General features: G+C 68.6%; 22 protein-coding genes, 1 pseudogene and 1 riboswitch. Of the genes and pseudogenes, 9 read left to right on the top strand and 14 right to left on the bottom strand.

Annotated elements, in window-relative coordinates:
- The 3 genes and pseudogenes from AB4Y67_RS04050 to hemE form a co-directional block, all read right to left on the bottom strand.
- Window positions 1–452, bottom strand: a pseudogene (locus tag AB4Y67_RS04050) (hypothetical protein); the annotation flags it as partial.
- A 130-nt stretch (window positions 453–582) separates the two neighbouring features.
- Window positions 583–2082, bottom strand: a complete 1500-nt coding sequence (hemG, locus tag AB4Y67_RS04045; RefSeq protein WP_441404507.1) for a protoporphyrinogen oxidase — start codon at window positions 2080–2082, stop codon at window positions 583–585.
- A gap of 4 nt (window positions 2083–2086) precedes the next feature.
- Window positions 2087–3184 (bottom strand): uroporphyrinogen decarboxylase, encoded by a 1098-nt coding sequence (gene hemE, locus AB4Y67_RS04040; RefSeq protein WP_441404506.1) that lies wholly within the window; start codon window positions 3182–3184, stop codon window positions 2087–2089.
- 170 nt (window positions 3185–3354) lie between these two features.
- Here hemE and AB4Y67_RS04035 point away from each other — a divergent pair, with 170 nt between their 5' ends.
- Window positions 3355–4716 (top strand): glutamyl-tRNA reductase, encoded by a 1362-nt coding sequence (locus tag AB4Y67_RS04035; protein WP_441404505.1) that lies wholly within the window; start codon window positions 3355–3357, stop codon window positions 4714–4716.
- Window positions 4717–4780: 64 nt separating this feature from the next.
- Here the strand turns inward: AB4Y67_RS04035 and AB4Y67_RS04030 are convergent, their stop codons facing one another.
- Entirely contained in the window at window positions 4781–5053 is a 273-nt protein-coding gene (locus AB4Y67_RS04030) for a helix-turn-helix domain-containing protein (RefSeq protein ID WP_441404504.1), read from the bottom strand.
- A gap of 69 nt (window positions 5054–5122) precedes the next feature.
- On the opposite strand from AB4Y67_RS04030, the gene map reads away from it, so the two are divergent.
- Complete coding sequence (gene map / locus AB4Y67_RS04025) at window positions 5123–5893, top strand: type I methionyl aminopeptidase (protein ID WP_441404503.1); 771 nt, start codon at window positions 5123–5125, stop codon at window positions 5891–5893.
- Window positions 5894–6271: 378 nt separating this feature from the next.
- Here the strand turns inward: map and AB4Y67_RS04020 are convergent, their stop codons facing one another.
- The 4 genes from AB4Y67_RS04020 to moeB form a co-directional block, all read right to left on the bottom strand.
- Entirely contained in the window at window positions 6272–7651 is a 1380-nt protein-coding gene (locus tag AB4Y67_RS04020) for a glutamate decarboxylase (protein WP_441404502.1), read from the bottom strand.
- 30 nt (window positions 7652–7681) lie between these two features.
- On the bottom strand, window positions 7682–8371 hold the full coding sequence (locus AB4Y67_RS04015; RefSeq protein WP_441404501.1) for a hypothetical protein: 690 nt from the start codon (window positions 8369–8371) through the stop codon (window positions 7682–7684).
- Window positions 8368–9738, bottom strand: a complete 1371-nt coding sequence (locus AB4Y67_RS04010; RefSeq protein ID WP_441404500.1) for a chloride channel protein — start codon at window positions 9736–9738, stop codon at window positions 8368–8370. The genes AB4Y67_RS04015 and AB4Y67_RS04010 overlap by 4 nt, the downstream gene beginning before the upstream one ends.
- A gap of 370 nt (window positions 9739–10108) precedes the next feature.
- Window positions 10109–11320: a molybdopterin-synthase adenylyltransferase MoeB gene (moeB, locus tag AB4Y67_RS04005; RefSeq protein WP_441404499.1), complete on the bottom strand. Its 1212-nt coding sequence runs from the start codon at window positions 11318–11320 to the stop codon at window positions 10109–10111.
- A gap of 84 nt (window positions 11321–11404) precedes the next feature.
- Between moeB and AB4Y67_RS04000 the strand changes: the two genes are divergently transcribed.
- The 3 genes from AB4Y67_RS04000 to AB4Y67_RS03990 all read left to right on the top strand — a co-directional run bounded on the left by AB4Y67_RS04000 (window position 11405) and on the right by AB4Y67_RS03990 (window position 12711).
- Window positions 11405–12070, top strand: a complete 666-nt coding sequence (locus AB4Y67_RS04000) for a TetR/AcrR family transcriptional regulator (protein WP_441404498.1) — start codon at window positions 11405–11407, stop codon at window positions 12068–12070.
- 61 nt (window positions 12071–12131) lie between these two features.
- The gene (locus tag AB4Y67_RS03995; protein WP_441404497.1) at window positions 12132–12356 is read left to right on the top strand and encodes a DUF3107 domain-containing protein; all 225 of its coding nucleotides are present in this window, start codon (window positions 12132–12134) and stop codon (window positions 12354–12356) included.
- 52 nt (window positions 12357–12408) lie between these two features.
- Window positions 12409–12711, top strand: coding sequence for a hypothetical protein (locus tag AB4Y67_RS03990; RefSeq protein WP_441404496.1), 303 nt, complete (start codon window positions 12409–12411; stop codon window positions 12709–12711).
- Window positions 12712–12826: 115 nt separating this feature from the next.
- On the opposite strand, the gene AB4Y67_RS03985 is transcribed toward AB4Y67_RS03990, so the two are convergent.
- From AB4Y67_RS03985 to thiO, 4 genes are all read right to left on the bottom strand, one after another.
- Window positions 12827–13156, bottom strand: a complete 330-nt coding sequence (locus tag AB4Y67_RS03985) for a 4a-hydroxytetrahydrobiopterin dehydratase (protein ID WP_441404495.1) — start codon at window positions 13154–13156, stop codon at window positions 12827–12829.
- A 28-nt stretch (window positions 13157–13184) separates the two neighbouring features.
- Window positions 13185–14012: a thiazole synthase gene (locus AB4Y67_RS03980; RefSeq protein ID WP_441404494.1), complete on the bottom strand. Its 828-nt coding sequence runs from the start codon at window positions 14010–14012 to the stop codon at window positions 13185–13187.
- The gene (gene thiS, locus AB4Y67_RS03975; protein ID WP_441404493.1) at window positions 14009–14245 is read right to left on the bottom strand and encodes a sulfur carrier protein ThiS; all 237 of its coding nucleotides are present in this window, start codon (window positions 14243–14245) and stop codon (window positions 14009–14011) included. The genes AB4Y67_RS03980 and thiS overlap by 4 nt, the downstream gene beginning before the upstream one ends.
- Complete coding sequence (gene thiO / locus AB4Y67_RS03970) at window positions 14242–15639, bottom strand: glycine oxidase ThiO (RefSeq protein ID WP_441404492.1); 1398 nt, start codon at window positions 15637–15639, stop codon at window positions 14242–14244. Before thiO ends, thiS begins: the two co-directional genes overlap by 4 nt.
- Window positions 15633–15764, bottom strand: a riboswitch (TPP riboswitch). It overlaps the preceding gene by 7 nt.
- 26 nt (window positions 15765–15790) lie before the next feature.
- On the opposite strand from thiO, the gene AB4Y67_RS03965 reads away from it, so the two are divergent.
- Window positions 15791–16528 (top strand): thiamine phosphate synthase, encoded by a 738-nt coding sequence (locus AB4Y67_RS03965; RefSeq protein WP_441404491.1) that lies wholly within the window; start codon window positions 15791–15793, stop codon window positions 16526–16528.
- A gap of 23 nt (window positions 16529–16551) precedes the next feature.
- Here the strand turns inward: AB4Y67_RS03965 and AB4Y67_RS03960 are convergent, their stop codons facing one another.
- A complete protein-coding gene (locus AB4Y67_RS03960) occupies window positions 16552–17238 on the bottom strand; it encodes a ferritin-like fold-containing protein (RefSeq protein ID WP_441404490.1) in 687 nt (228 codons plus the stop codon).
- Between the two features lie 41 nt (window positions 17239–17279).
- Between AB4Y67_RS03960 and AB4Y67_RS03955 the strand changes: the two genes are divergently transcribed.
- The 3 genes from AB4Y67_RS03955 (at window position 17280) to AB4Y67_RS03945 (ending at window position 21783) form a co-directional block, all read left to right on the top strand.
- Window positions 17280–18806 (top strand): RNB domain-containing ribonuclease, encoded by a 1527-nt coding sequence (locus AB4Y67_RS03955; RefSeq protein ID WP_441404489.1) that lies wholly within the window; start codon window positions 17280–17282, stop codon window positions 18804–18806.
- Window positions 18807–19117: 311 nt separating this feature from the next.
- Window positions 19118–20905: a DEAD/DEAH box helicase gene (locus AB4Y67_RS03950; protein WP_441404488.1), complete on the top strand. Its 1788-nt coding sequence runs from the start codon at window positions 19118–19120 to the stop codon at window positions 20903–20905.
- 8 nt (window positions 20906–20913) lie between these two features.
- A complete protein-coding gene (locus AB4Y67_RS03945; protein WP_441404487.1) occupies window positions 20914–21783 on the top strand; it encodes a DNA-methyltransferase in 870 nt (289 codons plus the stop codon).
- An 80-nt stretch (window positions 21784–21863) separates the two neighbouring features.
- Here the strand turns inward: AB4Y67_RS03945 and AB4Y67_RS03940 are convergent, their stop codons facing one another.
- Entirely contained in the window at window positions 21864–22709 is an 846-nt protein-coding gene (locus tag AB4Y67_RS03940) for a PHP domain-containing protein (protein ID WP_441404486.1), read from the bottom strand.
- Window positions 22710–22769: the final 60 nt, after the last annotated feature.

Raw genomic sequence — 22769 nt, 5'->3', positions numbered from 1 at the left:
GCGGTTGAGGGGCCCGGCCCGGGAACCGCGGGCACGGCCGGCGCGGGCTCGGCCGGAGCGGGCACGGCCGGGGTGGTGGGCTGCGGAGTCCCGGGCGCCGGGGGCGCCACAGGCTGCGGAGCGATCGTCCGGGTGGGTGACGGCGTCGGGGTCCGGCTCGGCACCGGCTCGTCGGGTTCCTCGGAGCCGGTCGGCTGGGGTGAGGGGCTCGAAGGCGAAGGCGTGGGCGACTTCGACGGACCCAGCAGTCCGTCAACCAGGCCGTCGAGATCAATGGACAGCGTGCCCGTCGCGGCTGGAACGGCGGCGTTGACGCCCGCGGCCGCATGTGAGGCGGGCGCGCCCGCGGATAGAGCCAGCACAACTGCCAGCGCTGCAGCTGCCGTGCCGCGCCGAAGCCCCCCATGGTGACCGGCCGGCGTTCTTTGGACGTTGGACCTGTGAGTAAGCATGGTCACCGACCTTAGCCGCCAAAGGACGCGGGGGAAAATTTGCCGTTCCCCCGTTTTCCGGGTAACCGCTGCCCGGAACGACGCCCGCTCCGGCGGGCAGTTTCCGGCCGGATTCGGGCGCCCTCGCCGCTCAGGACAGCAGCTGCCGGACCTGCTTTGGGGTATCGGCAACGATCGCTGCGAGTCCGTTGCCGGACAGCCAGCCGCCCACGACGGCCAGCGTGCCGTCCGCCGCGCAGATGCTGCGCACTTCCGCGACGCGGCCCTTGTGGCCGAGTGAGGCGAACGGCAGGGCGCCGCCCCAGCGCACGACGTCCCAGTCCACCACGTCCCCGGCGGTGACCGGTACGGACAGCAGGGTGGAGGCATCCCTCAGGGCAGCCTCCAACAGCTCGTCGTCGGTGCGGGGCTCTGGCCGCGCCTCGGCGCCGTGCCGGGCATCACCGCGTCCATAGGAGAGCCGGACAACGTGGGTGCCGGGGCCGGTCTGGTCTGCGAGCCACCCCCATTTGGCGGTGGCGTGGGTGAGGGCCTTGGCCTGGATTCCCGGGCTCTGCGGCGCGACCAGGACCCCGGTGCCGCGAGGCCTGGCGTCGAGCGGGGGCAGGTCCACCACGAGCGTGACCAGGCTGACGTCGGGTCCGGCCTCGGGGCGGAGCCGGGCAAGGTCCGGCAGGGCGCCGGAGAGCAGCCCGACGGCGGCCGGTCCCTCCACGGCGACGACCAGCAGCCCGGCGTCGTGGGCCGAGTCCCCGGAGGAGACCCGCCAGCCGCCGGCAGTCCGCTCCACGGAGTCTGCCCGTGTGCCGCCGAGCAGCGTCACGCCCTGGCCGCGCAGCTCGGTGATCAGCGCGGAGATGAGGGTATGCATCCCGCCGCGCAGTCCCGCAACGGCGGACCCGGCCTTCTGCAGCCCCGGCGCCGGCGCCGCCGCGGCGGCTCCGGCGGGTCCGTCTGCGCTGCGCTGGCCTCCCCCGCGCCCGGCTCCCCCGCGTTGGGCGGCGACGGCGCCGGCGAGGGACCCGTGGTCCCTGATCCCGGCGCGCAGGCCGGGCGCCACCATGTCGATGTCGAGGACGTCCGGGTCCGCGGAGTGGACCCCGCCGACGACAGGTGCCACCAGCCGTTCGAGGACGCGCCGCCCCATCCGGGCGCGGACCAGTGCCGCGACGCTGGTGGCCTCGGCTGTGGTGCCCAGCGAGGCGGGCAGCAGTTTGTCCAGCGAGGCCCGGAGCGAACCGGCGAGGCCGAGCGAACGGCGGACTTCCGGATCCCAGGGATTGGCCGGGATGCCGAGGACGCCGGTGCGGGGCAGTTCGCGCGGGCCGTCGGGCAGCTGGACCCAGGCGCCGCCGGGATTCGGCGCGACGATGTCGCCGGCAATGCCCAGCTCTGCGGCGAGGTCCGCCACTGCCGAGGAACGGGTGGCGAAGGATTCTGCACCGCTGTCCAGCGTCAGGCCCGCCACTGTATGGCTCCCGACGCAGCCGCCCCACGCGCCGGAGGCCTCCAGCACCGTGGTGCGGACACCGGCCCGGGCAAGCGTCCGGGCGGCAAGCAGGCCGGAGACTCCGCCGCCCACCACCACTGCGGTCCGCCCTGTCCCCGCAGGCGTGCCGGCTGCCTCCATGCCCTTACTCCGGGGAGATGGAGTGGATAAGTTCGACGACGCGCGTCAACACGGCGGGATCGGTGTCCGGCGGTACCCCGTGGCCGAGGTTCAGCACGTGGCCGGGGGCCGAGGCGCCGGCGGCAATGACTTCACGGACGTGGGCTTCGAGCACCTCCCACGGTGCGGACAGCAGGGCCGGGTCGATGTTTCCCTGCAACGGCACCGTGCCACCCAGCCGGCGGTTGGCTTCGTCGAGCGGCAGCCGGTAGTCCACGCCGACGACGTCGACGCCGACGTCGCGCATGGCGACGAGCAGTTCCGAGGTGCCGGTGCCGAAGTGGATCAGCGGCGCCCCGAGGTGCCGGACATGGTCCAGGGCGCGGGCGGAAGCGGGAGCGACGAAGCGCTGGTAGTCGGCCAGGCCAAGGGAGCCTGCCCACGAGTCGAAGAGCTGGCCGGCGGAGGCACCGGCTTCCAGCTGGGCGCGAAGGAACATGCCGGAGGCGTCCGCGGCCCAGTTGGCCAGGGCCGTCCAGGTTTCGGGATCAGCGTGCATCATGGTGCGCGGGCCGAGGTGGTCGCGGGACGGCTTGCCCTCGACCATGTAGGCGGCCAGGGTGAACGGCGCGCCGGCGAAGCCGATCAGCGGGGTGTTGCCGAGTTCGGCCACGGTGAGCCTGACGGCTTCGCGGATCGGTTCCAGGGCTTCCCAGGTCAGCTCGGGCAAGGCGGCGACGTCCGCGGCGGTGCGGACCGGTGTGTCCAGCACGGGACCGACGCCGGGGACGATGTCCACGCCGACGCCGGCCAGCTTGAGCGGGATGACGATGTCGGAGAAGAAGATGGCGGCGTCGACGTCGTGGCGGCGGACCGGCTGCAGGGTGATTTCCGAAGCCAGCTCGGGGCGCAGGCAGGAATCCAGCATGGCGACGCCCTCGCGCACCTTGAGGTATTCGGGCAGCGAACGGCCGGCCTGGCGCATGAACCAGACCGGGCGGCGGGAGGGCTTGCCGCCGCGGTAGGCCGTGATCAGAGCGGAATCCGCGGTGCGGCCGTCCATCAGCGGGTGCCCGGCGTCAAGGCCGGAGATTTCGGGAGTTGCCGCAGTGCTAGGAGTCATGACTTCGATTGTGCCCAAAATCAGCCCCAAAAGATAACGACAGCCTGTCACCGGCCCGGGCACACAAACGGGCCACCCCTGCGCGGTGGCGGGAATCACACCCCGGCGTGTGCGGTTCCACGCCGGACAGTTGTTCTACGCGGGTACGAAAAAGCTATGATTGTCCTGCTGTGGTTCTTTTTTCTCTGGTGGCGACCCACGCCGACATCGACCTCGAGACCGTTGCTCAACTGAGCACCGGCGCTTCAGAGCTCGCCTCATCCGCCCTCGCCGGGTCGCCGGCCGTGGCGGGTGCCATTGTCCTTGCCACCTGCAACCGCTTCGAGATCTACGGCGAAGCGCCCCGCCCGGATGACGTCGACGACGCCCGGGCGGCCCTCATCGCCCAGCTCAGCGGCTCCACCGGACTGAACGAACAGCTCGTCGCGCAGTCTTTCAGCACGCGAACCGGCTCGGACGTCACCCGGCACCTCTTCTCGGTCAGCTCCGGCCTTGACTCCGCCGTCGTCGGTGAACGCGAGATCGCGGGCCAGGTGCGCCGGGCCCTGATTACCGCCCAGCACGAAGGCACGGCCAGCTCCGGCCTGGTCCGGCTGTTCCAGGCCGCATCGAAGACCGCCAAGGACGTCGGAGCCCAGACCGCCCTGGGCGCCCGCGGCCTCTCCGTCGTTTCGGTGGCCCTGGACCTCGCCACCGAGCTCTCCGAGGACCCTGACTGGTCCACCAAGAAGGTCGTCGTCTTCGGCACCGGCGCCTACGCCGGCGCCACCATGTCGCTGCTGCGTGAACGCGGCTGCACGGACGTTTCCGTCTACTCCTCGTCCGGCCGGGCGGCAGGCTTCGTCGCCACCCGCGGCGGGACCGCGCTCGACGGCGAAACCCTTCCGGCCGCCGTCGCCGCGGCCGACGTCATGATCGGCTGCAGCGGAGCGGACACCCGCGTCGAGGCCGCGGAACTGGCCACAGTGCGGGCGGCGTCGCCCCAGCCGCTGATCGCCATCGACCTCGCCCTCACGCACGACTTTGATCCCGCCGTCGGCGGTCTCGACGGCGTCGAACTCCTCACGCTGGAATCGGTCCGCCTGGCCGCCCCGCAGGAACAGTCCGAATCGCTGGCCCAGGCCAGCAGCATCGTGGCGGGTGCGGCCAGCGCCTTCGAGCAGGAGCGCGAAGCCCGCTCGGTGGACTCGGCGATCGTCGCCCTGCGCCGGCACACCATGAACGTGCTCGACACGGAAATGGAAAAGGTCCGGGCCCGCCACGGCTGCACCGCCGCGGCCGAAGAAGTTGAATTCGCGCTCCGCCGGATGGTTAAGCAGCTGCTGCACGTCCCCACGGTCCGGGCCCGTGAGCTCGCCGCCAACGGCCAGCAGGAAGACTATGTCGCCGCCCTTGAGGCGCTGTACGGGATCACGGTCGAGCCGGCCGCCCCGAAGACCGCCGGCGCCGAGTGCCCCGTCGTCCACGATGCGGTTGTCCCCGACGCGGTCATCCACGATGCCGGGGATGACGCCCACCGGCACTCGGCCTAGGCTGCGCGCCGCTCCCCCTTCGGCAATACTTTGGCCCTGCGGCCGCATGGCACGGCACGCGCGTTCAGGAAGCGACGTCGAGCTTCTCCCCCGATGTCCGTCGCAGCGTTCCCTGGATCGCGTCCAGGGAGAGGGCCAGTTCTTCGGCGAGGGAAGCCACGATCATAAAAGACGGAGTCGCGATCCGGCCCGTTTCGATTTTCCTCAGCGTCTCAGGGGAGATACCCGCACCCAGAGCTACCTGGACCAGGGTCCGTTCCCCCCGCGCATTACGGAGCATCTCTCCGAGCAGCCTCCCGGCACGGACGTCTTCTGGGCTCAGGGGGACTCTAACCATCTTCCAAGCATAGTACCGTTATAATAATACCGGTCCCATTTTTTGGAGGAACATTGTTTTGGAGGAACCTTGATAGAACTGCTCACACCCCGGGAAGTTGACGAGGCGCGGTTCTCCGGCCAATTCGTGGCGAAGACCCTGTCGGACTTGCGGGCGAGAATCGAGCCCGGAACCAATCTCCTGGAGATTAACGATTGGGCGGCCTCGATGATCCGGGCCGCAGGTGCCCGCTCGTGCTACGTCGACTACGCCCCGTCATTCGGGCGCGGCCCCTTCGGAAAAGTCATCTGCACGTCAGTCAACGATGCCGTACTCCACGGACTCCCCCATGATTACGTCCTGAGGGACGGGGATCTCCTGACGCTTGATTTCGCGGCCAGTGTCGACGGCTGGGTCACTGATTCCGCCATCAGCTTCGTTGTCGGGGACTCCTCCGCGCCCGTTGACCGGCACATGATCGAGACCACCGAGAACGCATTGCTGGCCGGTATCCAGGCAGCGCAGTCCGGGGCGCGTATCGGCGATGTCTCCCACGCCATTGGCTCGGTCCTCGAATCGGCCCGCTTCCGGGTCAACACCGAATTTGGCGGACACGGCGTTGGCAGCACCATGCATCAGGACCCGCATATTCCGAACACCGGCAAACCCGGACGCGGCTACGTACTCCGCCCGGGCCTGCTGTTGGCAATAGAACCCTGGGTCATGGACGGCACCAGCAAGCTCGTCACAGCTGCCGACGGGTGGACTTTGTGCAGTTCCAATGGCCGCCGGACTGCGCACTCCGAGCACACGATCGCCGTCACGGAATCCGGACCCGTCATCCTCACTCAGCTGGCCTAAGAACTTTGACACCGGGCCGCCGAGGCGAAGGCCTGCGTGGCCCTAATGTGTGGGGATGTCCCCGCCCTATTTCAGTCCCAGTCCGTGTTCTGAAAGCGCCTCCTCAAGCATTCGCAGAGCCTTGGGCCCGACGCCATGCATCTTGGCCAATTCGGACCGCGGGACGCCGGCGAGCCCCCTGAGAGACAGATAGCCGGCGCCGCTCAAAGCTCGCGTAGCTGGCGCTCCGATCTTGGGGAGGGCGTCCAGCGGTGTGGTCATGCATCGACCATAGGTCGACTTCGCAACGAGAACCAGGGACAGAAGGAAGATGTGATGCCGGTTCCCGCGTCAGCCGGGCCGGATGTGTCGGGCCCGGTGTGTCACCGTGGCGCCGGGTCAGTGGCCGGGTCCGGTGACGATCTTGTTTCGTTCGGATTCGTGTGCGCCGCCCTTCTTTGCCAGCGTGGAGCACGCCTCTTCGATGTCCCGGGCGAGCGTGTCGACGTGCTCCCGGCTCATCGTTTCCTTGACCAGGGCCCGCATGATCGTCACGTCCTGGGCGTTCGGCGGCAGGGTATAGGCCGGCACCATCCAGCCGCGCTCGGCCGAGAGCTGCCAGGCAATGTCGAACTCGTCGTACCCGGGGTCGCCGGCGAGCCGGAACGCGACCAGGGGAAGTTGCTCCTCGTCCGGGCCGATGATCTCGAACCGGCCCATGGCCTCCAGCTTCTCGGCGAGGACGCGGGCGTTGGTCTGCATGTTCCGCATGATGTAGGTGTAACCGGCGCGGCCATAGCGCACGAAATTGTAGTACTGGGCGAGAACCATCGACGAGCCGGTGGAGAAGTTCAGGGTGAACGTCGAGTCGGTCTTGCCGAGATAGTTCTCCTCGAAGACGAGCTCCTTGGCCAGATCGGCCTTCTCCCGGAAGATCAGCCAGCCGATGCCGGGATAGACCAGGCCGAACTTGTGCCCGGAGACATTAATCGAGTGCACCTGCTCGAGCCGGAAGTCCCACTCGGAGTCCGGGTAGAGGAACGGCCAGACGAACCCGCCGCTGGCCCCGTCCACGTGCAGCGGCACATCAAGGCCCCGCTCACGCTTGATCTGCAGCAGCAGGTCGTTGATGCCGGCGATGTCGTCCTTGTGCCCGGTGAACGTCGTCCCCAGCACGGCTGCGACGCCGATGGTGTTCTCATCGACGTGGGCCCGCACGTCGTCCGGGCCGATCGTGTACTTCCCCGGCTGCAGCGGCACGATCCGCGGTTCGACGTCGAAGTAGCGGCAGAACTTCTCCCACACGACATGCACGTCGCCGCCGAACACCAGGTTCGGGTTCGACGTCGGGGCGCCGGCGGCCTCACGACGCTTGCGCCAGTTCCATTTCAGGGACAGGCCGCCGAGCATGATCGCCTCGGATGATCCCTGGGTTCGGGCGCCGGTCGTCTCGCCTGGCGCGTGGAAGAGGTCGGCGAGCATCCGGATGCAGCGCTGCTCAATCTCTGCCGTGCGGGGATATTCGGCGTGGTCGATGAAGTTGCGGTGCAGGTTCGCGGCGATGATCTGCTGGGCCTGCGGCTCCATCCAGGTCGTGACGAAGGTCGCCAGGTTCCGGGCCGGATCACCCTCCAGCGCCAGGTCCTCCGACACCAGCCGCAAAGCGTCCTCGGCTGGAATGCCGGTCTCCGGGAACTCCCGGCTCGGAACTTCCTGGGTCACGAATCGGTTGCCGAACAGTGCCACGTCGGCATCGGCCGGCTGGAAATTTGCTGACATCACTTCTCCTCCAAGGACTATTGAAACGGGTTACGGCTGAGTTCCCCGGTCCGCGGGAACCGAGGCGTCGGTGGATTCCGGACTGAGCATCAGAATCGCGCCGGCGAGGAAGCACAGAGCTCCCACGAGGGTGCCGAGGTTGGACAGTTCGGCGTTCCAGACACTGCCGCTCGACGGTATGACAAAGGCCGCGGCCGCCGAGATGCCGAACGCAACTGAGCCGGCCACGTTGATGACGCCGATCTTCCATGCCCGGGGCCTGGGCCGGCCGGCAATGGTGCCGCGGCCGGCATACCGCAACGCCACACCGCTGGACAGGAGGAAGGCGACTGAGCCGAAGGCGTCGGGTCGCCACACCCGCTGCTCGGTCTGCGCCGCACTGAGATTGCCCAGCAGTGCGTTCGCTGTGCTCCAGTTGAACCACAGCGTGCCGGCAAGTTGAATCGCACCGGCGAGCCAGACGAGATCCCTCGGAGCCCATACCCACAACGGACGGCGTCCCCCGGCACCGACGGCCGGAAGCGCATCAACGGCTTCGCGGTACTGCAGGAACGCCGCACAGGTGAAGAACAGCGAACCGACGAAGAAGGTGACTCCGCACCAGAACAATCCCACGGCCTCGGCGTAGAACGGCACCGCCCCCACGGCGAACAGACTCGAACCAACGATGAACAACCAGGCGATCCACCGGTCCCGTACCGTCGTTCGGCCCGCGCTCACGTTGCCCTCCGGGGAGCCCGCTGTTGGACGCTGCCGACGGCGGCGGGCGCCACCTCCGCCGTCGGACCCGGGGCCGGGAGCACATTGGTGATCACGAAGGCCACCGCCACAGCCACCACTACCTGGGGTGTGACGGCCACACCATCCACCCCCAGTAGCAGCGTGGCCAGCAGGGTCGACGTCAACGGCAGCCGCAGCATGGCTGCGCACATGGCTCCGATGCCCATGCCGATGGCTGCCGCGAGATTCATTCCGGGCAACGCACTCGCAGCAATACCGAGCGCGGCACCGATGAACATCGACGGGAACACCGGCCCACCACGGAATGCGCTCAGCGAGAGCCCGTAGGCCAGGGTCTTGCAAGCGATCAGCAGGATCAGGACAGGAAGCGAGTAGTTCGTGGCGTGTTCGACCAGCTCCGGAAGTGCGTCCTGCCCCGAGAACAACACCTGCGTAAAGCTGTTCCCGGAGATCAACTGGTACGCCATCGCGGTAAGACCGATCAGCAAACCGAGCGCGGACGTCACCAACGCCCGGTTCAGATGCACAATAGGACGAAGCGACAGACCGACCCAGCGGATCAACCATCCCAGCAGTGCACCGACCGCGCCCATGACCACCGCCCAGCCCAACGTCGCCAAGGTCGGCGCCTCGGCAGGTGGCACCACAGGCAGTGCCAGCGAGAAGCTGCCCAACCCGGTCCAGCCGTCCAAGCCGACGAACACCAGCGCCCCGACTCCCGAAGCGAGCAGGCCGGGCAGCGCCATCAGGCTCAGAGTCATTCCCCCGATCCCGGCGGCCTCCATGATCAGGAATGCCCCGAGCACAGGAGACCCGAGCAGGGTGCTGATCGCTGCGAAACTGCCTGCCGACGCCATGATCGTCAGGGCCATCGGCGGGGCGTCCTTGTTCACCAGGTGCACCGCCAACGCCCCGAGGCCGCCACCGATTGCGATCAGCGGCGCCTCGGGTCCGAGCACCGCACCCAGGCTGAGCGTGGCCAGCGCCGCGAGAAAGATGCCCACGAGCTCCCGGCCGGCGGGCGGACCGCCGCCCGTCTTGAATCCGAAGGCGGGCGAGTGGCCCCCGGTTCCCGGCAAATACCGGATGGTCAACGCCGTCAACAGCCCGCACAGCACCAACCAGGGAACCGGCCACCACGCGGGAGCAGGACCCCCGAGGACTTGATTCGGCAGCCCGTCGAAGATGTAGCGCTGGACTGCAGCGACCAAAGCGAGAAAGCCGTACGCAACAGCCGAGATGGGGACGCCCAGGGCCGCTGCCAGCAGGAGCGCGGCGATGTATGGCCTGGAACGAATTACGACAGCCGGATCGAAGCTGGGCGGCGACGCGGCGGGCCCGCTCATTACCGGCAACCCGGCGCGGCTGTGACGATTCGGGCCACCCCGAATGTCCTGCTTTCAGAGCGGGTCGACATCAGCCAGCGTCCGCCCGAAAGACGGCTCCCAGCAAACGGAAGCGCCGCGGGAACGGGACCGGCGCGACCATGGTTGCAGTTGGGCATCCCTCCTCCTTCCGCTGGCCGTCCGCCGGACTGCGGGAGCTTTTAGTGAGGACTCACAGGCGACGGAGGCTGGTCAATCACATGTTCGCCAAGCTAGCGGTTCCAGTGGGGGCAGTCATCACCCACTGCGGGTGAAAGACCATCTTGAGGCACTCAAGCGGCCCGGCATCGGGGCCGTCAACTGAGCTCCGCCGCTAACACCGCGCACTGGGTCAGTAGACCGGTTTCCCGGGCTCAACGTCCCGCACCCAGGCCAGGATTCCGCCGTCGAGGTGGCTGACGCGCTCGTAGCCGGCAGTCCGGGCGGCGGCGAGGACGGCCGCGGACCGGGTCCCGCCCTTGCAGAGGAACACGATGTCCCGGTCCTGCGGAAGCTCGTGCCACGCCTCCCCGGCCAGGATCCGGCCATGCGGGATCAGCACCGCCCCGTCGATCCGGACGATCTCGAATTCCCCGGTCTCGCGCACGTCGACGAGTTGGAAATCTTTGAGCCCGGCCGTGCGGGAGGCCAGCATCGTGGCCAGCTGCGCCGCCGTCACGGTATGTTCGGTGCCCGCCTCCGCGGCGGGGGCGATGCCGCAGAACGCCTCATAGTCGGTGAGTTCCGTGATCCGTTCCGCCTCGGGATCGCGGGAGACCTTGATTTCGCGCCAGGTCCCGCCGAGTGCGTCGAAGAGCGCCACCCTGCCCAGCAGTGAGCGCCCGACGCCGGTGATCAGCTTGACGGCCTCCGTCACCATGAGCGAGCCCACGGCAGCGCACAACATCCCGAACACGCCGCCTTCCCCGCAGGACGGCACGGAACCTGCGGGCGGCGCCTCGGGGTACAGATCGCGGTAGGTGGGGCCGTGCTGTTCCCAGAAGACGCTGACCTGCCCGTCGAAGCGGAAGATCGAACCCCAGATGTAGGGCTTGCCGAGGATCGCTGCGGCGTCGTTCACGAGATACCGGGTGGCGAAGTTGTCGGCGCCGTCGAGGATGAGGTCGTAGCCGGCGAACAGTTCCAGCGCGTTTGAGGCGTCCAGACGGACATTGTGGAGGCGGACCTCCACCAGCGGGTTCAGCGCGGCGATGGCGTCCCGGGCGGACTCGATCTTGGGCCGGCCCACATCGGCGACGCCGTGGATCACCTGGCGCTGGAGGTTACTCAGGTCCACCGTGTCGTCGTCGACGATGCCCAGGGTGCCCACGCCGGCGGCGGCCAGGTAGAGCAGCGCGGGAGAGCCGAGGCCGCCGGCGCCAATCACGAGGACCTTGGCGTTCTTCAGGCGGCGCTGCCCGATCGCCCCGATCTCCGGGATGATGAGGTGGCGGGAGTAGCGTTCGACTTCTTCCGTGCTCAAGCCGTCAGCCGGCTCCACCAGTGGTCCGGGCGCCGTTTCCGGGGTTGCGGGGGCAGCATTGGGGGTGAACTTGGAAGCCATACTTCAATCTATGCCCGAAGTTGCCGCCAGGTCATATTACTGACACGTAAAGTGGAAGTAACAGCAAGCGAAAGAAGGCCGACAGTGGTTCATCAGGCACCGGTTGAGCGGGGTCACGCAGGCAAGTCGCCGGAGGCACCGGCACGAGGCGGACAGCGGTCGGCACGGCTGCCCCGCGATGAACGCCGGGCACAGCTGCTCGCGGCGGCCCAGGAAGTGTTCGTCGCCAACGGGTATCACGGCGCCGCGATGGATGAGATCGCCGAGACCGCCCACGTCAGCAAGCCCGTGCTGTACCAGCACTTCCCGTCCAAACGCGAGCTGTATATCGCGCTGCTGGACAGCCAGCTGAGCAAGCTGACCGAGCTGCTGCTGGGGGCCCTCAACTCCACCACCGACAACGATGAGCGCGTCCAGGCCGTCATGCGCGCCTACTTCCGCTTCATCGCCAGCGACGACCAGGCCCACCGCCTGGTTTTCGAGTCCGACCTCGTCAACGACCCCGACGTCAGCGCCCGGCTGGAAACATTCAACAAGACCTTCGCCGACGCCGTCGCCCGGGTCATCGCCGAGGACACGAAGCTGCCCGAACTGGAGTCCCAGCTGCTGGGACGCGGACTCGCCGGACTGGCGCATGTCAGCGCCCGGTACTGGCTGGAAACCGACGGCAATCTTGACCTCGATGTGGCCAGCGACCTGATCTACCGTTTAGCTTGGCGCGGAATCTCACGCTTCCCCAAGGAAACCTAGACTACAAATAGAGATGACGCTTTGATTTTTGTTGGACTTTGATTGGCTGGGAGGCCTTGCTGTGGAAGTAAAGATCGGCATTCAGAACATCGGCCGCGAGATTGTCCTGGAATCGGCCCAGGATGCCGACGCCGTGGCTAAATTGGTCGGCGAGGCCATCGCCAAGGGCTCGGAGCTGCGGCTGACGGACGAAAAGGGCCGCCAGATCATCATTCCCTCGAATGTCCTGGGCTATGTTGAAATCGGCGCCGAGGAAGTGCGCCGCGTCGGTTTCGGCGCGTTCTAGTCACCACCGGCCGCTGCTGAACCCAGTCCCCAGATCCGCAAGGAGTCCAAACATGCTTTCCCTGATTGTGGTTGCCCTGGTGACCGTGGCCGCGGGCTTTGTGGTCTGGGCCAATGACAAGCGGCACGCCAAGTACGGCATAGCGGTCCCGGCAGGCGTATCGCTCACCGCCGGGATGTTGAGCTGGATCATCTTCATCGCCGCCGGACTGGGCTACCAGCCCGGGCTGACCTGGATTCCGTGGATACTACCCATGGTCCTGGGCGCCGCCGCCGCCGTGGCGGCTGCGCTCTACCTCGGCAAGACCCGCACCGGCCGCGACACCGCCCGGCTCACCGCCATCCTGCGCTACTAGCCGTTCGCGGCAGCAGCCCTGCAACCGTGACCACCGCCCGGGCCCGGGTGCGTGGTCACGGTTCGTTAACGCCCCGGCCGCCGCTGTTTCCGCCGGCCCGGGACCGGCCCCGGACCTACTGCGGCGGAGGTTCCGCGACAGCGCCGAGCCGGGCGGCGGCCGCGCCGGCGGCCGTTGCGGCGGCGACGTCCCGCCGCGTGACGTTGTCCCCGGCGTCGTGGGAGCTGTATCGCAGGAAGACCCTGCGGTAGCGCCAGTCCAGGTCGGGGTGGTGGTTCTGTTCTTCGGCCAGGCGTCCGACGGCGGCGATCAGTTCCAGCGCCGCGGCCGCCGTCGGCGCTTTGTAGACGGTGACGAGACCGCCGAGCCGGTGCCTCCAGTCCGGCAGCCCCGCCAGGGCCGCGTCGACCTGGCCCTCGTTGAGGACGTCCTCTGTGGCTGCCATGGCAGGCTCCTTTGCTGCGCCGGAGGGCCTACAGGAATTCGGCCCGTCCCTCCATGGCCGAGGACGCCAACGCGTGCTCCCGGCGCGGGATCCTGCCGGCCCTTTTTGCCAGCCTACCGGCGATTACCGCGTGCTTGAAGGCCTCCCCCATCAACACCGGATTCTGTGCCCGGGTCACGGCCGTGGCCAGCAGCACGGCGTCGCAGCCAAGCTCCATGGCGAGGGCGGCGTCGGAGGCCGTGCCGATCCCGGCGTCGAGGACCACGGGCACGGAGGCCCGCGAGACGATGAGTTCGATATTGTGTGGATTCAGGATGCCCAGGCCGGTGCCGATCGGCGCGCCCAGCGGCATCACCGCGGCGGCGCCGAGGTTTTCGAGCCGCAGGGCAAGCACGGGGTCGTCGTTGGTGTAGGCGAAGACTTTGAACCCCCGGCCCACGAGCTGCTCGGTGGCCTCGACGAGTTCGACGGCGTCCGGCAGCAGGGTGTGCTCGTCCGCGATGACTTCCAGCTTCACCCAGTCCGTTTCGAGGGCTTCGCGGGCCAGTTCGGCGGTCAGCACGGCGTCCCTGGCGGTGAAGCAGCCGGCGGTGTTGGGCAGCACCCGGATGTTGTGGTCCAGCAGCAGCTGAAACAGCGAACCCGTCTCCGCAGGTGAGTAACGGCGCATGGCGACGGTGGTCAGCTCGGTGCCGGACGCCAGCAGCGCTGCGCCCAGACCGTCCAGGCTCGGCGCCCCGCCGGTGCCCATGATCAGCCGCGACCCCAGCCGCACGCCATCCACCTCAAAAAGATCCGCGCCAGCCGTTGACGCCTCCGGTGCCGCTGCCAGTGTGGTGTTTTCCACGCTGCTCATCCTCCCTGCACCGCCGTGACCAGCTCGACGTCGTCGCCGTCGGCGAGCGCGGTGCCGTGCCACTGGCTGCGGGGAACCACCTCGGCGTTGCGGGCGACGGCGACCCCGAGTTTCCCGCCGTCCACAGACTGGCCGTTCGGGGCCAGCGGCCGGCCGGTGACCGCGCTGACGAGGGCGCCCACCGAGGCGCCGTCGGGAACCGTGTGCCCGTTTCCGTTCAATGTGATGTTCATACCGATTCCTTGCTGTGCTCAGGGTTGGGATTGGTGGTCCGCGTGGTCATGTTCTGCTGTCGGGTGGAGGCCGGGCCGGCCGGCCCGGTACCGGCGGCGAACCTGTCCGGCCGGAAACGGGCCCAGCGGGGGTCCTCGACGCCGTCGAGCAGCTGCCGGCAGATCTCCGCGGCGGCCGGCGTGAGGAGGATTCCGTGCCGGAAGAAGCCGGTGGCGATAATCAGCCCCGCAATGTCCCCCTGGCCTCCCGGTTCCGCCACGCGGCCCAGCAGGGGCGCGTTGTCCGGGGTCCCGGGCCGGGCCCTGGCGGTGGCCTCGAGCAGTTCGAGTTCGGCGACGGCGGGGACCAGGTGCTGGGCGTCGCGCAGCAGCTGGTAGACGCCGCCGGCGGACACCGCGGAGCCGGGCGTGGCACCGTCCGGTGCGTGGCCGTTTTCGCCGAGGGCATCCTCCCGCTGCGTGGCACCGATCACCACTGTGCCGTCCTGCCGGGGAACGATGTAGACGGGCACCCCGCGGACCAGTCCCCGGACGGTGGACGTCAGGAGCGGCCGCAGCTTCTCCGGGACCCGGAGCCGGAGAATATCGCCGTGGACCGGCCGCAGCGGCAGCCGGAGTCCGGCGGGCAGGCACCGGAGCGCGGCGGCGCCGAGGCCGTTGGCGACGATGGTTTCCCTGGCCAGGACCGTGTCGCCGCCGACTAGGACGGCTCCGGCCACGCGCCCGTCCTGCCAGGACAGCCCGGCAGCGCGACGCCCGATCGTGTCGAAGTGGCTGTCCGCGGCCAGGAGTTCCGCGATCCGGGCGAGCAGCCGGCGGGGGTCCACCTGGTGGTCGGCGGAAATGTCGAAGGCGCAGGAGATGCCGGGGCTCAGCAGGGGTTCGCGCGTGCGCGCCTCCCGGACGGTCAGCGGCTCGACGGCAAGGCCGGACGCCTGCTGGACGGTGCGCAGGTCCGCGAGCGCCCGGCGGTCGGCGGCGTCGGCACCCACGGCGAGGGTCGGCGTCGTGAGGTACCCCGTGCTGCTGGCGGCACCGGCGGCGGCGCAGGTATCCGGCCCGTCACCCCTGTCCTCCAGCGCGGCGGCAAATGCCGGCCAGAGGCGTGAGGACTCGAGCATGAGCTCCAGGAGGGATTCTTCCTGGTAGTGCAGTTCACTGACGGGGGCGAGCATGCCGGCGGCGGCCCAGCTGGCGCCGCTGCCCGGGGCGTCGTCGATGAGGGCGACCGTTCGGCCGGAGCGCCTCGCCGCCCACGCGATTCCGTGGCCCACAACGCCGCCGCCGATCACGGCGACGTCGTAACATTTCCCGGCTTCGGTGTCATCGGCGGCGGACACGGGCGCTGCGGCGTCATTACCCACGGCCGTGCCGCGGACCGATGTGGTGCCCATGAAGGATTCCTTCCCTACGCCGGTACTAACCGGATCAGGTCAAGCGGTCGGCTCTGACGCCCTCTCAGCCTGCCGGCGCCGGACGCTGGTGGCGTCGACGGCGGCGGGCTCCCGCGGTATTGGCCCAGTTTAGAGGAACTAGGCTGGGGGCATGAGCCAGGATGCCGTCCACACCACCGCCCGCCTATACCTCTGCACCGACGCCCGGCAGGACCGCGGCGACTTTGCGGACTTCGTGGACGAGGCTTTTGCCGGCGGCGTCGATATCATCCAGCTGCGCGACAAGTCGCTGGAGGCGGCCGAGGAACTGGAACTGCTGGAGGTCCTGCACCAGGCAGCCCGTCGCCATAGCCGCCTCTGGGCTGTCAACGACCGGGCAGACCTCGCCTCGCTCTCCGGGGCTCCGGTATTCCATATCGGGCAGAAGGACATCCCCACCGGCGCCGCCAGGACGTTCTTGGGCAAGGACACCGTGATCGGGCTGTCCACCCACAGCCCGGAGCAGGTGGACGCGGCCCTTGCGTCCTCAGCCGGCCGCGACGGCCTGGACTACTTCTGCGTGGGGCCGGTGTGGGCCACTCCCACGAAGCCGGGCCGCGCCGCCGTCGGACTTGATCTGGTGCGCTACGCGGCGGAGGCCGTCCGCCGGGCCGAGCCCCCGGAGGGGAAGAGAGCGGAGGGGAAGACAACCGAGGGGAAGACTGTCGAGGGCCAGGTGGCAGATGGTGTGCCGTGGTTCGCGATCGGCGGCATCGACCTCGGAAATGTGGAACAGGTGGTGGCAGCCGGCGCCCGCAGGATCGTGGTGGTCCGGGCCATCACAGAAGCCGACGATCCCGCCGGCGCCGCCCGGGCCCTGCTGGCCGCACTCGACGCCGCCGGCAACTGAGCGCGGCGCTCAGCCGGCCAGACTCAACCGGCCAGACCGAGCGCCGTCATCCGGCGCGAGTGGTTGGCTGCCAGTTCCGCCATGAGCCCGCGGACAAGTTCCCTGGACCTGTCGTCCGTGGACCCGTCCTCATCCGCGCCGGCCAGGCCGCCGATGAACGCGTGCTCGAAGCTCACCCGCTGGGCCTGGGTCAGGGCTTCCCCGAGGAGGCGCCTGGCCCACAGTGCCAGCCGTGACGCCAGCCGCGGGTCATCGGCCAGGGCGGACTTGAGCCGTTCCCGCAGCACCGCCGTGGCCTCTTCATCGGCCTGGATCTGCTCCACCAGGTCCCGGGTCCCGGCGTCGACGTAGCGAGAAATGGCCCGGTAGAAATCGGCGGAGACGGTGTCGATCACGTACGCCTTCATGAGGGATTCGTACCAGTCCGCCGGGCGGGTTCGTTCGTGGAAGTGGTCCACGGATGGCTGGAACGGCAGCATGGCCGCCTCCGGGTCCAGGCCCATGGCATCGAGCTTGGCGCTCACGAGTTCGTAGTGCTGGAACTCGATCACGGCGATCCTGCCCAGCACCGCGCGGTCGTGCAGGGACGGTGAATACCGCGCGTCGGAGGAGAGCCGTTCGAAGGCGGAGAGCTCGCCGTAGGCCATCACACCGAGCAGATCCCTCAGAAAGCTGTGGTATCGGGCGGGATCAGCCGGGGATGTGCTCATGATCCAAGACTAATGGCGCAAATGAAGCTAATCTGATTTTCGTGTCCCATCACCGCCTGACCCCGAGCGTCCACCGGCAACAGAACCAACTGGCCGAGGCGCTCAGCGCGTTGCGGGCAACGCTTGAACTGCCCGGCCCATTCCCCGAGGACGCGCTCCGGGAGGCCAAGGAGGCAGTCGCCCGCCACGAGCTGCCGGACCTGGATTTCACGCACATCGAGTTCGTGACCATCGATCCGGCGTCGTCCACCGACCTGGACCAGGCCCTCTTCATCGACCGCTCCGGCGAGGGCTACTCCGTGTTCTACGCGATCGCCGACGTCCCCTCCTTTGTTGCCCCCGGCGGTGCCCTCGACGCCGAGACCCGCCGCCGGGGCCAGACCTTTTACACCCCGGATGGCCGGATTCCGCTGCACCCGGAGGTCATTAGCGAGGAGGCCGGAAGCCTGCTAGCCGGCCAGCTGTGCGCCGCGTTTGTGTGGGAATTCGAGCTGGACGCCGCCGCCGAAGTGTCCACGGTGCGGGTCCGCCGGGCCTCCGTCCGCAGCCGCGCCAAGCTCAGTTACCCGGGCGTGCAGGCCGAGCTCGACGCCGGCACCGCCGCGCCCGTACTGCAGCTGCTCAAGGAAGTCGGAATGAAGCGGGTGGAGCTGGAACGGCTCCGTGGAGGCGCCAGCCTCAACATGCCGGAACAGGAAATCGAGCAGCTGCCCGACGGCGGCTACCGGATTGTCGCTGCCCCGCCGCTGCCCGTGGAGGACTGGAACGCCCAGATTTCCCTGATGACGGGGATGGCGGCCGCTGGGATCATGCTGCAGGGCAAAGTCGGCATCCTGCGCACCATGCCGGCCCCGGATGCCGCATCGCTGGCGCACTTCCACCGCCAGACCCGCGCCCTGGGCAAGCCCTGGGACGGCGAAATGAGCTACGGCGAATACCTGCGCACCCTTGATCCGACGGACCCGCAGCAGCTGGCGATCGTGCACTCGGCCGGCATGCTGTTCCGCGGCGCCGGGTACACCCCGTTCGACGGAACGGTTCCCGACGCCGCCATCCAGGCCGCGATCGGGGCCGCTTACGCCCACTCCACTGCCCCGCTGCGCCGGCTGATCGACCGTTTTGTCCTGGTGATCTGCGAGGCACTCAGCAACGGCGCGGAGGTCCCGGCCTGGGCCCGCGAAGCCCTGCCGTCGCTGCCCGCGATCATGGCCGCCTCGGACCAGCTGGCCGCCCGGCTGGAGCGGCTCGCCCTCGACACCGTCGAGGCGGCACTGCTGGTCAACCACGTCGGCCAGGAGTTCGACGCCGTCGTGATCTCCGGTTCCAAACCCGCCGGGAACGGAAAGAGCAGCAACGGGAAAAGCAAGAACGGAAAGAACGGGAGCGGCAACGGAAAGAACGGCAACGGGGGCGGCAACGGAAACGGTCCCTCCGGGATCGTGCAGATCGCGGAGCCCGCGGTCACGGCCCGCTGCCCCGGCGAACTGGAACCCGGCACCCACGTCCGGGTGCGGATTGTTTCCGCCGACATTGCCGCCCGCGAGGTCCGGCTGGAGCTGGTGGGCTGAGCGATCGGTGTGGTGTCCCGCCGCCCATCTTTAATGACACAGCACGGTCCGTCAAGGATCCGGGCCGCGTACAGCTAGACTGGAAGGGTAGATATGGATGCCCGGTCGTTGATTTCCTTGATTTTCGAATTCAACAAGCCCGCCCCTACGCGATCTTGAGATTGACCCGCTGGTCCCCAGTGCCAGCATTTAGATAGCCCGCGATCGGCTTCCACTGGATTTGCTTGCGCGCCTGAGCGTGCTCCGGAACGGCCACCCGGCCGGCCCCGTTGAGCAAGCAGCGCAGCCCAAATGAATAAGGAAACTCCCCTGTGAGTGAATTGCACACGCACCAGCTTCTGACCGACGACTCCGGAACGGAAACGATCGAGCCGGAAGAGACCATCATCTCGGACGAAAAGCCGCACGAGATTGCCGAGAAGACCTTCGCTGACTACAACGTCCGCGCCGATATCGTGGAATCCCTTGCCGACGCCGGCATTACCCACCCCTTCCCGATCCAGGCCATGACCCTGCCGGTCGCCCTGAGCGGCCACGACATCATCGGCCAGGCCAAGACCGGAACCGGTAAGACCCTCGGCTTCGGCATCCCGGCGCTGCAGCGCGTCATCGGACCGGACGACGCCGGGTTCGACAAACTCCCCGCCCCCGGCGCCCCGCAGGCCCTCGTGATCGTCCCGACCCGCGAACTGGCTGTCCAGGTTGCCAGCGACCTGCAGAACGCCGCCCGCAAGCGCAACGCCCGGATCACCACGATCTACGGCGGCCGTGCCTACGAGCCGCAGGTCGAGGCGCTGCAGAAGGGCGTCGAGGTCGTCGTCGGTACTCCCGGCCGCCTCATCGACCTGTACAAGCAGAAGCACCTCGTCCTCAAGAACGTCAAGATGGTCATCCTTGACGAGGCCGACGAAATGCTGGACCTCGGCTTCCTTCCCGACGTCGAGACCCTCATCGCCGGCACGCCGCCCGTCCGCCAGACGCTGCTGTTCTCCGCCACGATGCCCGGCCCGGTCATCGCCATGGCGCGCCGCTACATGACGCAGCCGACCCACATCCGCGCCGCCGACCCGGACGACGAGGGCCTGACCAAGCGCGACATCCGCCAGCTGATCTACCGTGCCCACAGCATGGACAAGATCGAGGTAGTGGCCCGCATCCTGCAGGCCCGCGGCCGAGGCCGCACCATCATCTTCACCAAGACCAAGCGCACCGCCGCAAAGGTTGCCGAGGAACTCGTGGACCGCGGCTTCGCCGCAGCCGCCATCCACGGCGACCTCGGCCAGGGCGCCCGTGAGCAGGCCCTCCGCGCCTTCCGCAACAACAAGGTGGACGTCCTCGTCGCCACCGACGTCGCCGCCCGCGGCATCGACGTCGACGACGTCACGCATGTCATCAACTACCAGTGCGTCGAGGACGAGAAGATTTACCTGCACCGCGTGGGCCGCACCGGCCGCGCCGGCAACAAGGGCACCGCCGTGACCTTCGTCGACTGGGACGATATGCCCCGCTGGGGCCTGATCAACAAGGCCCTGGGACTCAGCGTCCCGGAGCCGGTGGAAACCTACTCCTCCTCGCCGCACCTCTTCGAGGAACTCGACATCCCCGAGGGCACCAAGGGCCGGCTGCCCCGCGACAAGCGGGTGCTGGCAGGCGTCGACGCCGAGGTTCTCGAGGACCTGGGCGAGACCGGCAAGAAGAACACCGGCGGACGCGACAGTACCCGCAGCGGCGGAAGCCGCAGTGGTGGTGCCGGCAGCAGCACGGGCGGGCGCGACGGAAGCCGCAGCGGCGGACGCTCCGGCGATGCCGACAGCACCCGTAGCGGCGGACGCTCCGGAAGCCGCGACGGACGCCGCAGCGGTGGCGCCGCTGGCGGACAGGACAGCACACGGTCAGGAGACCGCCGTCGTCGTCCCGCCGAGGCCGAAGCCAGCACCGGCCCCGCCGCCGACGCCCCGGCCAAGGCAACGGCCAGCGCGCCGACCGAGGTTGACCGCGCCACCCGCGCCCGCCGCCGCACCCGCACCCGCCGCCGCAACGGCGAAGTGGTCGCAGGCGAGGCACAGGCCGGGGCTCCGGCCAGCAGCACCGAGGCCTAAACCCCAACGTGGCTGACACCGTCTGGGCGCCGGACGGCAGCAACCTGGTGGTACACGCGGACAACGCGGAGTACCTCCCGACGCTGCCGGACGGCGCCTTCACACTGATTTACGTGGACCCGCCCTTCAACACCGGCCGGGTCCAGAAGCGCCAGGAAACAAAGATGGTGCTCAACGCCGGCGGCGAGGGCGACCGGGTCGGGTTCAAGGGCCGGTCCTACGACACCATCAAGGGCGCGCTGCACAAGTACGACGACGCGTTCAGCGACTACTGGACCTTCCTCGAGCCGCGGCTCGTCGAGGCCTGGCGGCTGCTCGCCGACGACGGCACCCTGTACCTGCACCTGGACTACCGGGAGGTGCACTACGCCAAGGTCATGCTCGACGCCATTTTCGGCCGCGAGTGCTTCCTGAACGAGATCATCTGGGCCTACGACTACGGTGCCCGCGCCAAATACCGCTGGCCCACCAAGCACGACAACATCCTCGTGTACGTCAAAAACCCCACGAAATACCACTTCGACAGCGCCGAGGTGGACCGGGAGCCGTACATGGCCCCCGGCCTCGTCACTCCGGCCAAGCGGGAACTCGGCAAGCTGCCCACGGACGTCTGGTGGCACACGATTGTCTCCCCCACCGGCAAGGAGAAGACCGGCTACCCGACGCAGAAGCCGGAAGGGCTGATCCGTCGTGTCGTGGCAGCATCCAGCCGGCCCGGCGACTGGTGCCTGGACTTCTTCGCGGGTTCCGGGACGCTGGGCGCCGTCGCGGCGAAGCTGGACCGCAGGTTCGTCTGCGTGGACCAGAACCAGCCCGCGATCGACGTCATGGAGAAGCGGCTCGCCCCGCACGCCGCGTTCACCGCTTTCCCAAATTAACCTGTTGCGCTGTCACTTGTGGTGGCTATTCGGGCCCGATAAGGACCAAAACCGATAGCTCAACAAGCGAGGCGGGCGGGTCAGCGGACCACGGGGGTTCCGGTTCCCAGTTCCTCGATCCGGGCAAACACCTCGGGCGAAGTCAGGTTCTCGCCCAGCAGGTTCGGTTTCCCGGCCCCGTGGTAGTCGGAGGAGCCCGTGACCAGCAGCCCGTGCCGGTCCGCGAGCTTGCGCAGGAACGCCCTGCCCTCCTCCGGATTGTCCCGGTGGTAGATTTCCAGCCCGGCCAGCCCGGCGTCGATCATCTCCCGGTATGTGCGCTCCCCCACGATCCGCCCGCGGGCGGACGCCACGGGATGAGCGAACACCGGCACGCCGCCGGCCGCGCGGACCAGTTCGACGGCGAACGCAGGGTCAGGCGCGTAGTGCTGCACAAAGTAGCGTGAACGCGAGGTCAGGATGGATTCGAACGCCTCCGTGCGGTCAGCGACCACACCAGCGGCGACGAGCGCGTCGGCGATGTGCGGCCGGCCAAGCGTCGCGCCGGGGGCCACGTGATGGATGACATCGTCCCAGCTCAGCGGGTAGTCCTCCGCGAGCAGGCTGACCATCCGTTCGGCCCGGGTGAACCGGGCGTCCTTGGCTTTGGTGATTTCCTCCAGCAGCCCGGGGTGCGTCGGGTCATGCAGGTAGCAGAGGAGGTGCACGCTGATGCCCTCCACCGTCCGGCAGGAGACCTCCATTCCCGGCACCAGCGCAACGCCGTGTTCCCGGGCGCCCGCGGCGGCCCCGGCCCAGCCGTCGGTGGAGTCGTGATCGGTCAGGGCGACGACGTCGAGTCCCGCCTCCGCCGCTGAAGCCATCACCGCGCCGGGCGCTTGGGTGCCGTCGGAAACATTCGAGTGGGCATGCAGGTCGATCCTCACCTCACCAGCCTAGTAGATCGGCATGGCAGACCCCTGGAGGGATACAGCGGATGAACGCCC

Origin of the sequence: Arthrobacter sp. YAF17 (assembly GCF_052113365.1) — a bacterium.
GTDB lineage: Bacteria > Actinomycetota > Actinomycetes > Actinomycetales > Micrococcaceae > Arthrobacter.
The sequence above is the reverse complement of the archived record's forward strand: the minus strand, read 5'-3'. Positions and strand labels throughout refer to the sequence as shown.